The following is a 16,421-nucleotide window of genomic DNA, read 5'->3' as shown; positions in this document are numbered from 1 at the left end:
TATGCAAAAAAGCGAAGAGCCTAAGTAGGCTCTTCACTTTCTTTTCTTAAGGTTAAATTTAAATTTCCTATTGTTATCATAGATTTCATGATAGATGTAAATGCACTCTCTTTGGAGCAACTAACCAATTTCCTCCTAATTTGCACTCTTACTACACATGCCATCATGCAACAGAAAAGTACATGTACTCTTTCAATTCTTATTCAACATCTACTGCATTCTTTAACATTGCTTTTTTAAGTGGACGATCATAGTAAAGGCTTGGGATGATAGCCAATGCCATAAATGACGTCAAGATTAAAAACATAGCTGTCATACCATACTGATCGACCAGGACTCCACCTACAAAAGGACCCAGCATTCTTCCAACAGTCGCAGTACTGTTAACAATTCCCTGATAGAACCCTTCCCTGCCCTTAGGTGCCAGCTGACTTGCTAAAGTCGGCACAGCGGGCCACACAAACATCTCCCCAATGGTCAATATCACCATCGCTGTTACGAACATCGAAAATACTTGTGCATATCCAACGACGATAAATGAAATCATCATGATGACAATACCTAAAACCAGCTGAGCTTTTATACGGTGTTCAAGTCTTTTGACAATCGGTTGAATGATTGGCTGGGCAGCTAAAATGAGCAAGCCGTTAATTGTCCATAGCAAACTGTAATGCTTCAGTGTCAGACCCAGCTCCTGAGTATACGTAGCAATAGTTGACTGCCATTGCACATACACTAGCCAACATATTAAATAGCCGCTAGTGACGATAAGCAAGGCATAAAACGGTGATTTGTTTCGTATCTTTTTCCCTTCATTAATGACGGAAGTATGCATATTCGGCGAAATATTAAACTTTCGATAGCCAAAAAACGCAATGAAAAAGAACACAAGATACATGCCTAAATTCGCAATGAAAATATAATCAAAACTGGCATCCGCGATAATTCCCGCTACTGCCGGACCGATAGCTACACCCAAATTTTGTGCAAGATAGATCGCATTGAACGCTTTCCTCCCACCTTCCGGCCAGGCAGTTCCGACCATCGCATACATACTTGGAAAGACAATACCTCCACTGAATCCTATAATCGTCAGGAACCACACATAATGCGGCCAACCGTGCCATAGAGTTAACCCGATCAGACCAATTATAGTAATTACAATTCCAAGCATGATGGATTTATACCCACCAATACGGTCAAACAAATAACCACCGAGTAAATTACCGAAGATTCCTGCACCTGCATTCGCCATTAAAACCAACCCTGCCACTGACAGACTTTTTCCTAAATGTTCATGTAAATATATAGTATTTAAGGGCCATAAAAACGAGCTACCCGTGACATTGACGAGCATACCTATTATTAAAAGCCATACACTTCTAGGCATGACAATTCCTCCATTATTTCGAAATCCTAAATAATTGTAGTCTTTTTTGGGCAATCCAACAAGATGTCTCAAATAATACAAGTATTCTGCTTTTTGGGCGAATGGGTTTTCTAAGAGAATCATGATAAAATACCCTTTTAGAGGAGTGGATGCATAAATGATTTTCCCTTTTCCTTCTGACGGGAAGCGATACTACACCTGGAACCGTCATTTACGAAACGAATTTGGTTTCAAAGTATTTAAAGTAGCATTAGACGCTGGATTTGATTGTCCAAATAGGGACGGAACAGTGGCCTTCGGAGGTTGCACTTTCTGCAGCGCGGCGGGCTCAGGAGATTTTGCCGGTGACCGTGTAGATTCGATTGACGTTCAATTTGAAGAAGTGAAAAATAAGATGCATAAGAAATGGAAAGACGGAAAATATATGGCTTATTTTCAGGCTTACACGAATACACATGCGCCGCTCCCTGTATTAAAAGAAAAATTCGAAGCTGCTTTAGCACAGGAAGGCGTTATCGGTTTATCGATAGCAACACGCCCCGATTGTCTGCCAGATGATGTCGTGGAATATTTGGCTGAATTGAACGAACGTACCTATCTATGGGTAGAACTTGGTCTTCAGACCGTTCACGAACGGACAGCAAAGTTAATCAATCGTGCACATGATTATGCTTGTTATGTCGAAGGAGTTCAAAAACTCCGCAAACATGGCATTAACGTATGTGCCCATATTATTAATGGTCTGCCTCTTGAAGATAAAGAGATGATGATGGAAACTGCCCGTGAAGTATCCAAACTGGATGTCCAAGGGATTAAAATCCATTTGCTTCATTTACTGAAGGGAACACCTATGATCAAACAATACGAAAAAGGAATGGTCGAGTTTATGGACCAGGACGCATATGTCCAACTCGTTGCCGATCAGCTTGAACTACTGCCACCTGAAATGGTAATTCATCGTATTACAGGAGATGGACCGATTAATTTAATGATCGGGCCCATGTGGAGTGTCAATAAATGGTCTGTATTGAATGCGATCGATGCTGAACTTGTTCACCGGGACAGTTGGCAAGGCAAACATTTCTCAGAGAAGGTGACCATACAATGAAACTCGAAAGGGTTCTCCCCTATGTGAAAACATTAATAAAAAGCTCGGTTTCTCCTGGAGATACTGTTGTAGACGCAACCGCTGGGAATGGCCATGATACCCTCTTTCTCGCACAGCTGGTTGGACTGACTGGAAAAGTGTATGCTTTCGATGTTCAGGAAGAGGCAATTGAAGCAACACGATTACGATTAGGTGAATGGCAGGAATGTGCTACGGTCATACAAGATGGTCACGAGAAAATTACCCAATATGTAACGAATGAAATATCTGCCGCCGTTTTCAACCTCGGCTATTTGCCAGGTGCAGACCATTCCATCATCACAAAACCGAATACAACCATTCAATCAATCACTGGTTGTCTGGATTTATTAAAAGTCGGTGGAATCATTGTGTTGGTCGTATACCATGGACATGAGGGGGGCGATGTGGAGCGTGACGCTTTGCTTGAGTATTTACAAACATTACCTCAATCATTTGTCCATGTACTGAAATATGAATTTATCAATCAACAAAATCATCCGCCGTTTGTTGTGGCGATTGAGAAAATGAAGCATCTTACATGACCTTAAGGTAAGCTATTTAGCTTTCCTTAAGGTTTTTTGCATAATTTTAAGAGGATTGGAAAAACTAGGGTTATCATTTTTCCCTAAGGAGATTTCTATGCCAAAAATCCAATCCATCAGTTCATTCCTTCCTCCATATTCCTATTCCCAAGAAGAAGCCTCGACATTATTGAAAAATTTATTTACCGATCACTATGAAGATTTGGAACGGATGCTCAAAGTGTTTGAAAATGGCGAAATTGAATCCCGTCAATTTTGCGTGCCAATGGAGTGGTTTGAACATCCTCATGATTTGGAAGAACGAAATCGACTATACATTGAACTTGCCACTTCCTACGGTGCTTTAGCTATTAATGCCTGTCTGCAAAACCGTGAGTTTTTGGAAGAGTCCGTTCATCCTTCCGAGATTGACGGTATTTTATTTATTTCTAGTACCGGTTTTTCGACACCGAGTATCGAGGCGCGAATTTTAAATCAACTTCCATTCTCTGACTATGTCAAACGCATCCCGATTTGGGGACTGGGGTGTGCAGGCGGTGCATCAGGATTAAGTCGCGCATTTGACTATTGTCTTGCTTATCCGAAAGCGAAAGTACTCGTGCTATGTGTGGAATTATGCAGCTTAACATTTCAGCCAAATGACTACTCAAAGAGCAATTTAATTGGGGCATCTTTATTTGCAGATGGAGTAGCTTGTGCATTGATTTGCGGAGACGACGCAGCCATTCAATCCAAGAAACCTTGTCCCACATTTGTCGCCACATCTTCAAAAACAATGGCCAATTCCGAAAATGTGATGGGATGGGATATGAAAAACGATGGATTGCATGTCGTCTTTTCCAAAAGCATTCCTTCCATTATTGAAAAGTGGCTCGAGCCATTCGTTACAGAATTTTTGGCAGAACACCACTTGACTTCTAAACAGCTTGACCATTTTATTGCCCATCCTGGTGGCAAGAAAGTGCTGACTGCATACGAAAAATCGCTTGGGTTTGACTCATCCAAAACTGATATTTCAAGGGAAATTTTAAGAAAACACGGGAATATGTCTTCGCCCACCGTTCTTTATGTATTGGAAGCTTTCATGAAGATGGATTGTTCTCCAGGAGAAAAAGGTTTGTTGGCGGCACTTGGACCTGGATTCAGTGGAGAATTGGTGTTGCTGGAATGGCAATAGAAACAATTATTTTCTCCAGTATAGTGGGATTTGTTATTGTGCAAAGAATAGTTGAGCTCTTTGTCGCACGCAATAATGAGCGATGGATTCGTGGTCAAGGAGGATACGAAGTCGGTGCGAGGCACTATCCTTACATGGTAGGCATACATGTTGGCTTTTTCCTTAGTCTAATTGTTGAATTTTTGATGTTCGAGCGCGAACTCCCCTCTCTTTGGCCTGTGCTATTTATAATTTTTGTAGGTCTGCAAATCATGCGAGTATGGGTAATCGCGTCACTTGGAAGGTTCTGGAACACAAAAATCCTTGTCTTACCTGGTGCGCATGTCGTTAAAAAAGGACCCTTCCGCTTCTTAAGACACCCAAATTATGTCGTCGTTTCATTGGAAATTTTAGTGATTCCCTTAATGTTTGGGGCTTACTTTACAGCACTGATATTTGCTTTATTAAATTTAATTATTTTGTGTGTGCGCATCCCGATGGAAGAAGCAGCTTTACGGGAAGTTACGAATTACAAAGAAGTCTTCTAATATACGATTTCCCTACGCAAAAAGGCTGACCCTAATAAGTAGTCAGCCTTTTACTTTTTTAATTTATTTTTCAAACACAATCTCTCCGGCGATGATTGTTTTCACGACTTTTGCTTCCAGAACTTGTTCATCTGATCCGTCAAATAAATCTCGATCAAAGACGGTAAAATCCGCGTCAAAGTTCTTCTTAATGTAGCCTCTTTCATGTTCCTTGCCAATAGCCATTGCACTGCCAATCGTATATAGGGCAATCGCGTCGTATCGACTGAGTTTTTCCTGTGGTTGATACCCGTCATGTGTGTCTCCAGGGCTCTTCCTTGCAATGGCTGCATATAAACCGAGTCGTGGATCCACTTCTTCTATTGGAGAATCTGAACCTCCGCTACATGTAATTCCGCGGTCCAATAGCTTTTTCCAAGCATACGCCCAGTCAAGTCGAGTTTCTCCCAACCTCTCTTTAACCCACGGAAAGTCCGATGTAACAAAACTTGGTTGTATATCGAGTACAATATCGAGTTTCTCCATACGGTCTACTAAATCCTCGCGTAATACATTCGCATGAATTAAACGATCTCGTTTCCCTTCTCGGACAGGATGTTTTTCTATAGCGGATACAATCATTTCCATCCCCATATCACCAATTGCATGCACAGCTACTGCTTCACCATAAGAACGAGCTCTTGCCACGAGGGCATTCAATTCTTCTTGAGTATGAATTGAAACACCTGAAGTTGACATGTCGTCGGCATATGGCTCACTCAGCAAGGCAGTTCGCCCTCCAAGGGAACCATCAATAAATATCTTCATTGCGCCTGGTTCAATCCACGGTTGATCATATGTTGCTTCATGCATCATCTCTTCAAAGACTGTATGATGGCGAAGTAAATTCACACGGAATTTGCGGTCATTTCCGATGACTGTTTTAAACGCTTGCAACGGTCGGTTGTAATCACCGTAATAACTCATATCCTCTGTATGAACGCCTGTAAAACCTCGCGATAACAAATCGGTCAAAGCCGTTTCTAAAGAAATAATCAATTGTGTAACAGACACTTCAGGTATATGTTTTTCTACAAAAGCCATAGCCCCGTCCAATAAATATCCAGTTGGCTCGCCTTCATCGTCTCTGACTATGACACCATCTTCCGGGTCGGGAGTATCTTTTGTAATTCCCGCCAGCTTAAGTGCAACTGAATTCACAATCATAGCATGTCTACAAATTCGCTTTAATACAATCGGTGAAGTAGAAAGCTCATCCAGTTCGTAGCGGGTAAGTATTTTTTTGTTGTCAAAATTATTTTCATTCCATCCTTCAGCAAGGAACCATTCTCCCTCTGGATGATTGATCAGAAGATTTTTCAAATCTGCCGTCATTTCATTTGGAGACATATATTTAGATAAATCAATATGACGCAATTTATCACCATGACCAATCATATGTATATGGCTGTCCACAAATCCAGGATAGACAAATGCCCCCTCAAGATCGATACATTGATCTGCATACTTTTTCATATCTTCATATAAACCGGTATTGATAATTTTGCCGTTCTCGACCAAAACTGCATCAATAGTATGTTGTGAATCTTTCATCGTATAAAATGTTGCATGATGAAAACAGATTTTTGTCATGATGGCACCTCCACTTTGTATAATCATAAAACAAATACCGTCTCATTCACAATGGAATGAAACGGTTATTACTTATTTTTGTTCCTGTACGGCTTGTTCAACAGCTCTTGCTACAACTGTATGCACACTCGGATCTAATGGATTTGATATTAAATCCCCTGGTTTTGTATGACTAGCATCGGGTAACTGATGCCACTCACGCCTGCATTCAAAGCACCACGAAATATCCCTGGGAATCCTTATGCATTATTTACCGATCTTCCATCCGCTGCAATAGCAGCACCTGCAGCCAAGGCATCCTTAAGAAAAAGTCATTCGTCCATTATATTAAATTCCCAAGTATGTTCGGAAATCAAAATGTATAGTCCGCAGATAATCTCTTTTTCTTTATCTTAAAGAACAAAATCGCCCAACAGGAGTTAGGCGATACATTGTTATTTCTTCAGGTTCTCATTTTTTAAGTTGTCATTATATTCAACCCAGAAATCAGCATTTTTAATGCCTAAGTTTCTCGGATCAAATACTGGATCTTTGCCTTCTTTTTTCTGAGCTTCATAATCTTTAAGAGCAAGAAGAGCGGGCTTAGCTATGATGAGAATTGCAATTAAATTCAACCAACACATTAAACCTAACCCTACATCGCCTAGTGCCCATGCTAATTTAGCTTCATTTATCGTTCCATAGAACGCTGTTATTAAAATGACAATTTTCAAAACAAAAATACCTATTTTTTCAGCATTGCCTTTCAGTAGATAAGCAACATTGGTTTCTGCCATATAGTAGTAAGCCATAATTGTCGTGAATGCAAAGAAGAACAACGCAATTGCAACAAATCCAGCTCCAATACCTGCTCCCGGCATTGCATAATCAATTGCTGCTTGCGTGTAGCCAGCTCCAGCATCGACTCCTGGAAGGTTTTCAACAACAAATTCGCCTTCGCCGTCATCCAATTGAACATTGTACATCCCTGTGAATAAAATCATGAAAGCAGTTGCTGAACACACCAACAATGTATCAATGTACACTGAGAATGCCTGAACTAGACCTTGTTTCACCGGATGAGAAACTTCTGCCGCAGCTGCTGCGTGAGGTCCAGTACCTTGACCAGCTTCATTTGAATAGACTCCACGTTTGACGCCCCATGCAATTGCAGCACCAATTATCCCACCGAAAGTCGAGTCAAAGCTGAAAGCACTTGAAAAGATCAATCTAAGAACACTTGGCACTTCAGTAATGTTCATTCCAATAATGATAATTGCCATTAGAATGTATGCTAGCGCCATGAAAGGTACGACAAATTGAGCTACGTTTGCAATACGTTTTACTCCGCCGAGAATAATGCCGCCTAGAATGACAACAATTATAGCTCCAGTAACCCATCGAGGCATGTCAAATGCATTTTCCATCCCTATGGCAATGGAGTTCGATTGAATGCCTGGCATCAAAATGGACATAGCCAGTAATGTTGCGAGTGCAAAAATAACTGCATACCACTTCGAGCCGATTCCTTTTTCTATGTAATAAGCAGGACCACCACGGTATTGTCCTTGGTCTTTCACTTTATAAATTTGGGCCAAAGTTGATTCGACAAACGCTGAAGACGCCCCGATAAACGCAATTGCCCACATCCAGAATACAGCCCCTGGACCACCAAATGCAATCGCCGTAGCAACCCCTGCAATATTTCCGGTTCCAACACGACCTGATAATGCAATCGATAATGCTTGGAATGAAGATACCCCGGCATCCGATTTTTCACCTTTGAACATTTGAACAACCATATCCTTGATCAGTCGAACTTGCAAGAAACGAGTAAGGATTGAAAATAATAGACCGATAGCCAAACAGCCATAAATCATCCAAGGTCCCCATAAAAAGTTATTTATTTGCCCAATAAACTCTTCCATCCAATTTCCCCCTTTGTTTGTTCATAATATTGTCACATTATTCACTGTATTACAAAAATGATGTTAGTACAATGAAAGATTTTATATACTTCTAGATTTTCATTATGCTAACTTCGACTTTTGCAAGCCCTAGCGTACATAAATCCAAGTTTCCAAGGTCTAAAAAACAATAGAGGAATATTTTTATTAAAATAGAATTATCATATTGGAAAATGTTCAGGTTTTGAAATTTTGAATCTATTGCTTCCCTTTTTTACAGGCGGCTAATTTTCATGTCAGAATAATTTATAAATCCTTGTAAATCAGCATAATTCATAAATGAAGTCATAAACAAATCCATAGTAAAAGCCTTTCTAATTTTTCATTAGAAAGGCTTTTATTTGACTTAAACCACATATCCGAGTGAACGCAACACATTATTCACGAACGTCTTCGTGTAATAAAACACATCTTCTCGTTCTGGCTCTTGGAACAGATCATGAAAACAATTTTTCCACTCTTTATATTGTATTTCAGAAAGTTGTTGTTTTTGCAGCCAATTCTTTGCGAATGTCGGATCGGCAATTTTATCCCACTCTGCAGTCATCATCAAAATAGGAACATTTTGAATGCTTTCTTGTTTGGCAGTTGTTGCTTTCATCAAATGCTGCAACTCCCTGTACCACTTCAAAGTAATGGTCGTGTTATATAGATCATCGTCTTTATCTTGCGTATAAACATCATAATTTCTTGTCAGTTTTTTAATGGTTATTTCATGAGTACTCTTGACGTTTTCAGCAAGCTTCCCCATGTTGGCTAAAGCACTGGAAAGTTTCGATGCATGAATATGTAAATGCATCCAAGGAGATGTCAGAATTATTCCAGCACATTCAATTGATTTTTCCTGAAGCATCTGCATGACTAAAGTTGCACCTAGCCCGTGACCCATAATAAAAACAGGTAAGTTATATGTAAGCGAAGCGTCAATCAAGTGATTGATAAAAGTGCCATAGGATTGAAAATCTTCGTCATGTGCTTGTTTATTGAGAGCCGATTCTCCGTGCCCAGGTAGATCCCCCATTACAACATGAAATCCTGAACTTCTAAATTCTTCTATTAACCAGGCGTACCGACGGTGATGTTCATACGCGCTGTGTACGATGGCGATGACTGCTTTTGCCTGGCCATCAGCTTCCCATTTCCACATAATCATCGCTCCTTCTATTTCTTTATTCGACGAAGTCATCCTTTTTTAGTTCCTCTTTTTTTGTATAATGAAACCATATGGCAAGAAGAAACGAGGTTTTTTGAATGATTTACCCTTTTAAAGATAAAACACCCATGATTGACCCATCTGTTTATATTGCTGATTATGTCACAATAAGTGGTGACGTGACAATCGGTCCAGAGTCCACTATTTGGTTTAATACCATTATTCGTGGTGATGTCAATGCGACTCGAATCGGCCGCAAAGTTAATATTCAAGATTTGTGTTGCCTTCATCAAAGCCCTGCCGCTCCATTAATTTTGGAAGATGAAGTCACCATCGGTCACCAAGTAACTCTACATAGCTGTACCGTACGAAAAGGCGCCTTAATTGGCATGGGTTCCATTGTCCTGGATGGCGCAGAGATTGGTGAAGGTGCATTTATCGGGGCAGGTAGCTTGGTTCCACCCGGTAAAGTAATTCCCCCAGGTATGCTTGCATTGGGACGTCCGGCAAAAGTGGTTCGGGAGTTGAATGCTGAAGACAAACTAGATATGGAACGTATTGTGAGAGAATATGCTGAAAAAGGACAGATTTATAAGGAAATGCAACAACAAAAGTAAACGGATAGTAAGGACCGGGTGATAGAGCCCGGTCCTTTTAATATGTTGAAGCATTCTTAAATTTATTCCCGTTCAAATTGATTTGTTCCCTTTCGCCCACTAATTTCCAATAAAAAAGCCATTCTAGGGCATACCCAGAATGGCTTCTCAATCTTAAACGCCTGCTTTTTCTTTCAAAGTAGCCGCTCTGTCTGTTTTCTCCCATGGTACATCCAAGTCTGTGCGACCGAAGTGTCCATAAGCAGCTGTCTGCTTGTAAATCGGACGACGTAGATCTAACATTTTGATGATTCCAGCTGGGCGAAGGTCGAATGAATCGCGAACAATTTCAACAAGTTTCGATTCTTCTACAGTGCCTGTACCAAAAGTATCGATTGCAATTGATACTGGTTGTGCAACACCGATTGCATATGCAAGTTGAACTTCGCAACGGTCAGCAAGTCCTGCTGCTACGATGTTTTTCGCTACATAACGTGCTGCATATGCTGCTGAACGGTCAACTTTTGTCGCATCTTTACCAGAGAATGCGCCGCCACCGTGACGAGCGTATCCACCGTAAGTATCAACGATAATTTTGCGACCAGTTAAACCAGCATCCCCTTGTGGTCCACCAATTACGAAGCGACCAGTTGGATTAATGAAGTATTTTGTATTTTCGTCAATTAATTCTGCCGGAACGACAGGATTGATGACATGTTCTTTCAAGTTGCGTTGAATTTGCTCAAGAGTTACTTCTGGGTGATGTTGAGTAGAAATAACGATTGTGTCAATGCGCAACGGTTTATTGTTTTCATCATATTCTACAGTTACTTGTGTTTTGCCATCTGGACGTAAGTATGGAAGAATTTCTTCTTTACGAACTAATGCTAAACGACGAGCTAACTTATGAGCCATACTAATTGGAAGAGGCATTAATTCCGGTGTTTCATTACAAGCAAAACCGAACATTAAACCTTGGTCACCTGCACCGATTGCTTCGATGTCTGAATCTGTCATCGAACCTTCACGTGCTTCTAGTGCTCTGTCAACGCCCATTGCGATGTCGGCAGATTGCTCATCGATTGCGGTCAATACTGCAGAAGTCTCTGAGTCAAAACCATATTTTGCACGAGTGTAGCCAATTTCACGAACTGTTTCACGTACAACTTTTTGAATATCCACATAAGCAGATGTTGTGATTTCTCCAGCAACAAGCACTAAACCTGTTGTTACAGTTGTTTCACAAGCGACACGTGCGTTCGGGTCTTCTGTTAATATAGCATCTAAAATTGCGTCTGAGATTTGATCACAAATCTTATCCGGATGCCCTTCTGTTACTGATTCTGATGTAAATAGACGACGAGTTGTCATTTAATATTCCTCCTATATCCTTCGAGATTGCTCTCGGAAAATTCAAACGGTACTCATTTCCCATGTCCAGCTTATTCATTAGAATAAAACCTTCCGCCTTTTCGGGCTTCTGCACACGAGGATAAAGGGAGATGTCATAAAAAAAACCCTCTCTCACGTAAAAACATGAGGAAAGGCATTCGTTAATAGGCACCTTTCACTCTTATCATCCAAGGAATACACCTTGCTTCAGGTTCAGCACCTTTGCCAATTACTACTTGGTTCATAACTGCAGGTTGCCGGGTTTCATAGGGCCTGACCCCTCCACCAGCTCGGGATAAGAGTATCCGTTCAGTTTTACATCATAATAAACTAATGAAGCCTTGTCAAATATTTTTTTCGTTCTATATAAATGTTCGAAAATCAGATAAAATTAATTAGGCTATTAGTGTAGATTATTAAGCGTAATGTGTTATACTAATTTTCGAATCAAGGTTAACCCGATATAAGGGTAATATACGATAAAGGAAGGTACATATACATGAATTCAGTGAACACGATGAACGAGCTGAACGACTTGTTAAATGGCCAAAACGTGCATGTGCAACTTTCAGTCCCACAACTTGTGGAGAAAGCAACATTACGTGGAGAAGCTGTCTTAACACCAACTGGAGCTGTAAAAGTAGTGACAGGAAAATATACAGGACGTTCTCCTAAAGACAAATATGTTGTTGTGGAAGATAGCTCTAAAGACAAGATTGATTGGGGCTCAGTAAACCAACCAATATCATCTGAAATTTTCAACTCTTTATATAAAAAAGTTGTGAACTATTTAAAAACAAAAGAAGAGTTATTTGTCTTTAATGGCTTTGCCGGTGCGGATAAAGAATCTCGCCTTTCATTGCAAGTAATTAATGAATATGCTTGGCATAACCTTTTTGCACACCAATTATTCATTCGTCCGTCTAAAGATGAGTTGGCATCGCATGAAGCACAATTCACAATCGTTTATGCTCCGACTTTCAAAGCAGATCCTGCAATCGATGGTACAGGTTCGGAAACGTTTATCATTGTGTCAATGGAAAAACGCATCATTTTAATCGGTGGTACTGAGTATGCCGGTGAAATGAAAAAATCAATTTTCTCCATTATGAACTACTTGCTTCCTGAGCAAGGCATCCTACCGATGCACTGTTCTGCAAACGTTGGTGAAAAAGGCGATGTTGCTTTGTTCTTCGGATTGTCCGGAACAGGAAAGACAACATTATCTGCTGATGCAGATCGTAAATTAATCGGTGATGATGAGCATGGCTGGTCAGATAACGGCGTATTCAATATTGAAGGCGGCTGTTATGCAAAAGCAATTAACTTAACACGTGAAAATGAACCACAAATTTTCGATGCAATCCGTTTTGGTTCTGTATTGGAAAACGTAGTATTGGATCCAGAAACGCGTATACCCGACTACGAAAATATTTCGTTAACTGAAAATACGCGTGCTGCTTACCCATTACAAGCAATCGACAATATTGTTGATCCTTCTGTAGCGGGTCATCCAAAAACCATCATTTTCTTAACTGCTGATGCGTTTGGGGTATTACCTCCAATCAGTAAGTTGACGAAAGAACAAGCGATGTATCACTTCTTAAGCGGATTTACATCGAAGCTTGCTGGTACAGAACGTGGAATTACATCTCCACAAGCAACATTCTCAACTTGTTTCGGTTCTCCATTCCTTCCCCTTCCTGCAACTGTATATGCAGAAATGTTAGGGAAGAAAATCGATGAGCATGATGCACAAGTCTTCCTTGTAAATACTGGCTGGACAGGCGGCGAATATGGCGTTGGTAGCCGTATGAAACTTTCTTATACACGTGCGATGGTTCGTGCTGCATTGGAAGGCAAATTAGATAATGTTGAAATGGATAAAGGTTCAGCATTCGGTTTAGCTATTCCTAAAGAAGTACCTGGCGTACCTTCTGACGTATTAAACCCACGCGATGCATGGGCGGATCCAGCAGCATACGATAAAAAAGCACAAGAATTGGCTAATCGATTCCGTGAGAACTTCAATAAATTTGGATCAGTGTCTGAAGACATTATTTCTAAAGGCGGTCCAATTATCTAGAATACAAAAATGGCTTGCACTTCATGTGCAGGCCATTTTTTTACTCCGTATATTCAAAAACTGTCTCTTCGGGAAAGTAAGATTCTATCTCTTTAGCATCCTCTTTCGTTATCTGGTAGAAAAACAATTCAGATCCGTGATGTTTAACAGTACAAATATGTGCACCATTTCTCTTGAATACTAATGTATACCAGGGAATTCTTGTATGCCCTTCATTTACCCCATACAGTAGCAAGTCTTTTAGCTTCTGATTTAGAGGCATTGTAAAAATGACCAATCCACTTCCATATCGAATGGTATGAGCGAAAGGTTTAATCTTAAGAATTGCTTCTTTTTCATCTTCATGACAATGTACTTCGACTTCTGTAAACACTGGAAGTACCTCATTCATTAACGGAAACCAATAGCTAATACTCTTCCTAAGCTTGTTGGTTTCACTGGTTAGTAATAAAGAGTCGTATATTATATGTAAATTGCCCATGCCTCACCCTCCTCTGCTTACATGAGGTGTTCTTTGAAGTATTCCGCGTTCTCGATTTCAGGGAATAGCGCTTCAAATTCTTCCGCTTCTTTCTCATTTACTCCATATAATACAATTTCTGAACCATATTGTGCTATCTCAAGCATTTGAATATCTTCTTTATAAAAGAATATAGTGAACCATTTTAAACCGCCATCTGCATCAATTGAATGATTACGTAAATAGTTACAGTTTTTTTCGTTCAATGTAATTGTAAACGATTTTACAAGTCCTTGTTTCACAGAATGTGCAGAGAGTTTGGTCAATTCCTCAATATCATGCACTTCTTCCTGCCAACACTGAATTTCCACTGAAGCATATTCACGCGTATACGTATCCCAAAGCTTTTTCCAATATGACGTATCATTAGGGACCGAGGTTTTGTTAGCAGTACTGATAGTCTTTAAATGAATTCGGATATGTTTCATATATTAATCCCCTTGTCGTTTCATCCAGTCCGTTAAATCTCTGACAGTTTGTCTATTGGTTTTCGAAGGGAAATAATGTGTGTAATCTTTAAAATACCAAGTCTCAAAATTTTTATTTCCATCAATGAGTGCTCTTTCGAGACGTAAGGCATGTTCAATTCCGACATTCCCATCTTTTCGTCCATGGATAATTAGAATTTTGGCATCAATAGCACTGACATGTTTGAGTGGTTGACGAAGTTCATATGCCTCAGGTACATTCGTAGGATTACCACCAATCACCCGCTTCATCATTCTACGCATGTCTTCACGTTCCTCATAGGTGAGAACCATGTCTGACACACCTGACCAGGTGACAACCGATGTAATATCTGAACGCAGAACAGCCGTCCATAAAGCCATAATTCCTCCACGAGAAAATGCAAACAAATGAATACGGTTCACTGAAATAAACTGTCTTAATACTTCTACTCCATTGGTAGCGTCAAACCGATCTTCCCCAGCAAATTCATCTCTACCTTCGCCGCCTCTGTTCCCACGATAATAAGGGGCAAACACCACGAATCCTTGTGTGGCAAACTGAGCAATTCGAGCAGATCGAACCATACCAATGTTTTGAATACCTCCACGTAAATAGAGGATTCCCTCATACTTGCCTTCTTTGCGTGGCTCCGCGAGTAACCCTTTTACCCTGAATCCACATGACCAATAGACAATTTCCGTTAATTTAACTAGTGGATTTGGACTTGGATACGGAAGTCTGTGTACAATTGTTCCGTCTACTTTCATCTAACATCACCTGTTCCAACATTTTTCTCATTCCGTCATCTGTCATATGAAAACTAAGATTAGTTGATTTGAAAAACTCCTGTAGCGTCATCCATACAGGGCCCTCAGTCTCAAATCGTTCACTATTGTTTTCAATTGAATCAACTGTTGCACGGAAAACCGCCTTACAAAAAGGCTTACGCTCATGCACCATATATTCTGCAAACCATATTAAATTTGAAAGTTGTGCGCCTGTTTCTTCAAATACTTCCCGTTTTGCTGCTTGTTCTAACGTCTCGCCTGATTCTACTTTTCCACCGGGAAATTCAATCCCTCTTTGTGGATGTTTTGTGAGCAACCACTGGTTCTGCCTGTTCGCTAGCACGAGTACATGTGTGGTAGGAATTAAAAAGGCATTTGGTTCAAATGATAACGTAACTTTTAACCCATGCTGATCTACAAAAGAAAACATGCCTGCTACACTCCTTTCAAATAGTGTAGCGAAGGCATGCACAGCATTCAACTATAATAAGGCAATGTTTCTATTTGTTGTTTTGCTTCTTCATTTCCGTACTCATGAATGACAGCGTATAACTTTTTCAATCGCAAATCGACACCGTCATTTTCTGGGTCTAGATGATAAGGTACATAAGGCGTTTGAGCTCTCCAAAAACCTTTCCATTCAAAGGATTCCTTTTGATCAAATAATTGATCTAGTACGGTTAAAACTTCGGGCTCGGCTTCAATCTCATATTCCCATTGCGAATCCTCAGGATGGAAATAGTATCGGTGATGAGTGACCGAAACATATACTTTCGACATTTTTTCAACCCCTTTTTTCTAGCATGGCATTATGGATATATTTCATGCATGCAACCGATAGGAGAATTGAAAAAAGCAAATTCCCGGAAGGAATTTGCTGCAGCTTGTTGACAAAAGAATAATAATTAATATAAAAGTATAAAAATTGAGTTCTTATTTTTTGCACTCTATCGAAAAAGATTGTGGTCGGCTATTTCTTTCGCTTTCCGCGGACGAAACACTAGCCTCCTCGGCTCAGCTGTCTATGACCGCTGAGCCTGTGGGGTCTAGCTTGTTTCGTTTTTCCACAGGAGTCTTCAGAAATAGCCAACCA

General features: G+C 40.2%; 16 protein-coding genes, 1 pseudogene and 1 riboswitch. Of the genes and pseudogenes, 6 read left to right on the top strand and 11 right to left on the bottom strand.

Annotation, left to right across the window (positions count from 1 at the left end):
• Positions 1-199 precede the first annotated feature (199 nt).
• Positions 200-1,390 carry an MFS transporter gene (locus tag MHH33_RS06085; protein ID WP_342543213.1) on the bottom strand — a complete coding sequence of 397 codons (1,191 nt, stop codon included), beginning with the start codon at positions 1,388-1,390 and terminating at the stop codon, positions 200-202.
• Positions 1,391-1,547: 157 nt separating this feature from the next.
• Between MHH33_RS06085 and MHH33_RS06080 the strand changes: the two genes are divergently transcribed.
• The 4 genes from MHH33_RS06080 to MHH33_RS06065 all read left to right on the top strand — a co-directional run bounded on the left by MHH33_RS06080 (position 1,548) and on the right by MHH33_RS06065 (position 4,765).
• Positions 1,548-2,498 (top strand): TIGR01212 family radical SAM protein, encoded by a 951-nt coding sequence (locus MHH33_RS06080; RefSeq protein WP_342543212.1) that lies wholly within the window; start codon positions 1,548-1,550, stop codon positions 2,496-2,498.
• Complete coding sequence (locus MHH33_RS06075; RefSeq protein ID WP_342543211.1) at positions 2,495-3,061, top strand: class I SAM-dependent methyltransferase; 567 nt, start codon at positions 2,495-2,497, stop codon at positions 3,059-3,061. The genes MHH33_RS06080 and MHH33_RS06075 overlap by 4 nt, the downstream gene beginning before the upstream one ends.
• A 97-nt stretch (positions 3,062-3,158) precedes the next feature.
• Positions 3,159-4,238 carry a 3-oxoacyl-[acyl-carrier-protein] synthase III C-terminal domain-containing protein gene (locus MHH33_RS06070; protein ID WP_342543210.1) on the top strand — a complete coding sequence of 360 codons (1,080 nt, stop codon included), beginning with the start codon at positions 3,159-3,161 and terminating at the stop codon, positions 4,236-4,238.
• Positions 4,229-4,765, top strand: coding sequence for an isoprenylcysteine carboxylmethyltransferase family protein (locus tag MHH33_RS06065; RefSeq protein ID WP_081637767.1), 537 nt, complete (start codon positions 4,229-4,231; stop codon positions 4,763-4,765). Before MHH33_RS06070 ends, MHH33_RS06065 begins: the two co-directional genes overlap by 10 nt.
• Before the next feature lie 63 nt (positions 4,766-4,828).
• Here the strand turns inward: MHH33_RS06065 and MHH33_RS06060 are convergent, their stop codons facing one another.
• From MHH33_RS06060 to MHH33_RS06045, 4 genes and pseudogenes are all read right to left on the bottom strand, one after another.
• Entirely contained in the window at positions 4,829-6,397 is a 1,569-nt protein-coding gene (locus MHH33_RS06060) for an amidohydrolase (protein ID WP_342543209.1), read from the bottom strand.
• Positions 6,398-6,469: 72 nt separating this feature from the next.
• Positions 6,470-6,699 (bottom strand): annotated as a pseudogene (locus MHH33_RS06055) (NAD-dependent malic enzyme); the annotation flags it as partial.
• A gap of 132 nt (positions 6,700-6,831) precedes the next feature.
• Positions 6,832-8,304, bottom strand: coding sequence for an alanine/glycine:cation symporter family protein (locus MHH33_RS06050; protein WP_342543208.1), 1,473 nt, complete (start codon positions 8,302-8,304; stop codon positions 6,832-6,834).
• Between the two features lie 385 nt (positions 8,305-8,689).
• Entirely contained in the window at positions 8,690-9,490 is an 801-nt protein-coding gene (locus MHH33_RS06045) for an alpha/beta hydrolase (RefSeq protein WP_342543207.1), read from the bottom strand.
• 104 nt (positions 9,491-9,594) lie between these two features.
• On the opposite strand from MHH33_RS06045, the gene MHH33_RS06040 reads away from it, so the two are divergent.
• Positions 9,595-10,113: a gamma carbonic anhydrase family protein gene (locus MHH33_RS06040; protein ID WP_342543206.1), complete on the top strand. Its 519-nt coding sequence runs from the start codon at positions 9,595-9,597 to the stop codon at positions 10,111-10,113.
• A gap of 153 nt (positions 10,114-10,266) precedes the next feature.
• On the opposite strand, the gene metK is transcribed toward MHH33_RS06040, so the two are convergent.
• Positions 10,267-11,463 carry a methionine adenosyltransferase gene (gene metK, locus MHH33_RS06035; protein ID WP_016426552.1) on the bottom strand — a complete coding sequence of 399 codons (1,197 nt, stop codon included), beginning with the start codon at positions 11,461-11,463 and terminating at the stop codon, positions 10,267-10,269.
• A 199-nt stretch (positions 11,464-11,662) separates the two neighbouring features.
• Positions 11,663-11,786, bottom strand: a riboswitch (SAM riboswitch).
• 197 nt (positions 11,787-11,983) lie between these two features.
• Between metK and pckA the strand changes: the two genes are divergently transcribed.
• Positions 11,984-13,570, top strand: a complete 1,587-nt coding sequence (gene pckA, locus MHH33_RS06030; RefSeq protein ID WP_342543205.1) for a phosphoenolpyruvate carboxykinase (ATP) — start codon at positions 11,984-11,986, stop codon at positions 13,568-13,570.
• A gap of 40 nt (positions 13,571-13,610) precedes the next feature.
• Here the strand turns inward: pckA and MHH33_RS06025 are convergent, their stop codons facing one another.
• Genes MHH33_RS06025 through MHH33_RS06005 form a run of 5 tightly spaced genes read right to left on the bottom strand, consistent with a single transcriptional unit; the run spans position 13,611 to position 16,108 of the window.
• Positions 13,611-14,051, bottom strand: coding sequence for a hypothetical protein (locus tag MHH33_RS06025; RefSeq protein WP_342543204.1), 441 nt, complete (start codon positions 14,049-14,051; stop codon positions 13,611-13,613).
• A 17-nt stretch (positions 14,052-14,068) separates the two neighbouring features.
• Positions 14,069-14,518, bottom strand: coding sequence for a hypothetical protein (locus MHH33_RS06020; RefSeq protein WP_342543203.1), 450 nt, complete (start codon positions 14,516-14,518; stop codon positions 14,069-14,071).
• A gap of 3 nt (positions 14,519-14,521) precedes the next feature.
• Positions 14,522-15,307, bottom strand: a complete 786-nt coding sequence (locus tag MHH33_RS06015) for a prolyl oligopeptidase family serine peptidase (RefSeq protein ID WP_342543202.1) — start codon at positions 15,305-15,307, stop codon at positions 14,522-14,524.
• The gene (locus tag MHH33_RS06010) at positions 15,246-15,758 is read right to left on the bottom strand and encodes an NUDIX domain-containing protein (RefSeq protein ID WP_342543201.1); all 513 of its coding nucleotides are present in this window, start codon (positions 15,756-15,758) and stop codon (positions 15,246-15,248) included. The genes MHH33_RS06015 and MHH33_RS06010 overlap by 62 nt, the downstream gene beginning before the upstream one ends.
• A gap of 47 nt (positions 15,759-15,805) precedes the next feature.
• Positions 15,806-16,108 (bottom strand): hypothetical protein, encoded by a 303-nt coding sequence (locus MHH33_RS06005; RefSeq protein ID WP_016426546.1) that lies wholly within the window; start codon positions 16,106-16,108, stop codon positions 15,806-15,808.
• Positions 16,109-16,421: the final 313 nt, after the last annotated feature.

It is taken from the genome of Paenisporosarcina sp. FSL H8-0542, from assembly GCF_038632915.1.
Classification (GTDB): domain Bacteria; phylum Bacillota; class Bacilli; order Bacillales_A; family Planococcaceae; genus Paenisporosarcina.
The sequence above is the reverse complement of the archived record's forward strand: the minus strand, read 5'-3'. Positions and strand labels throughout refer to the sequence as shown.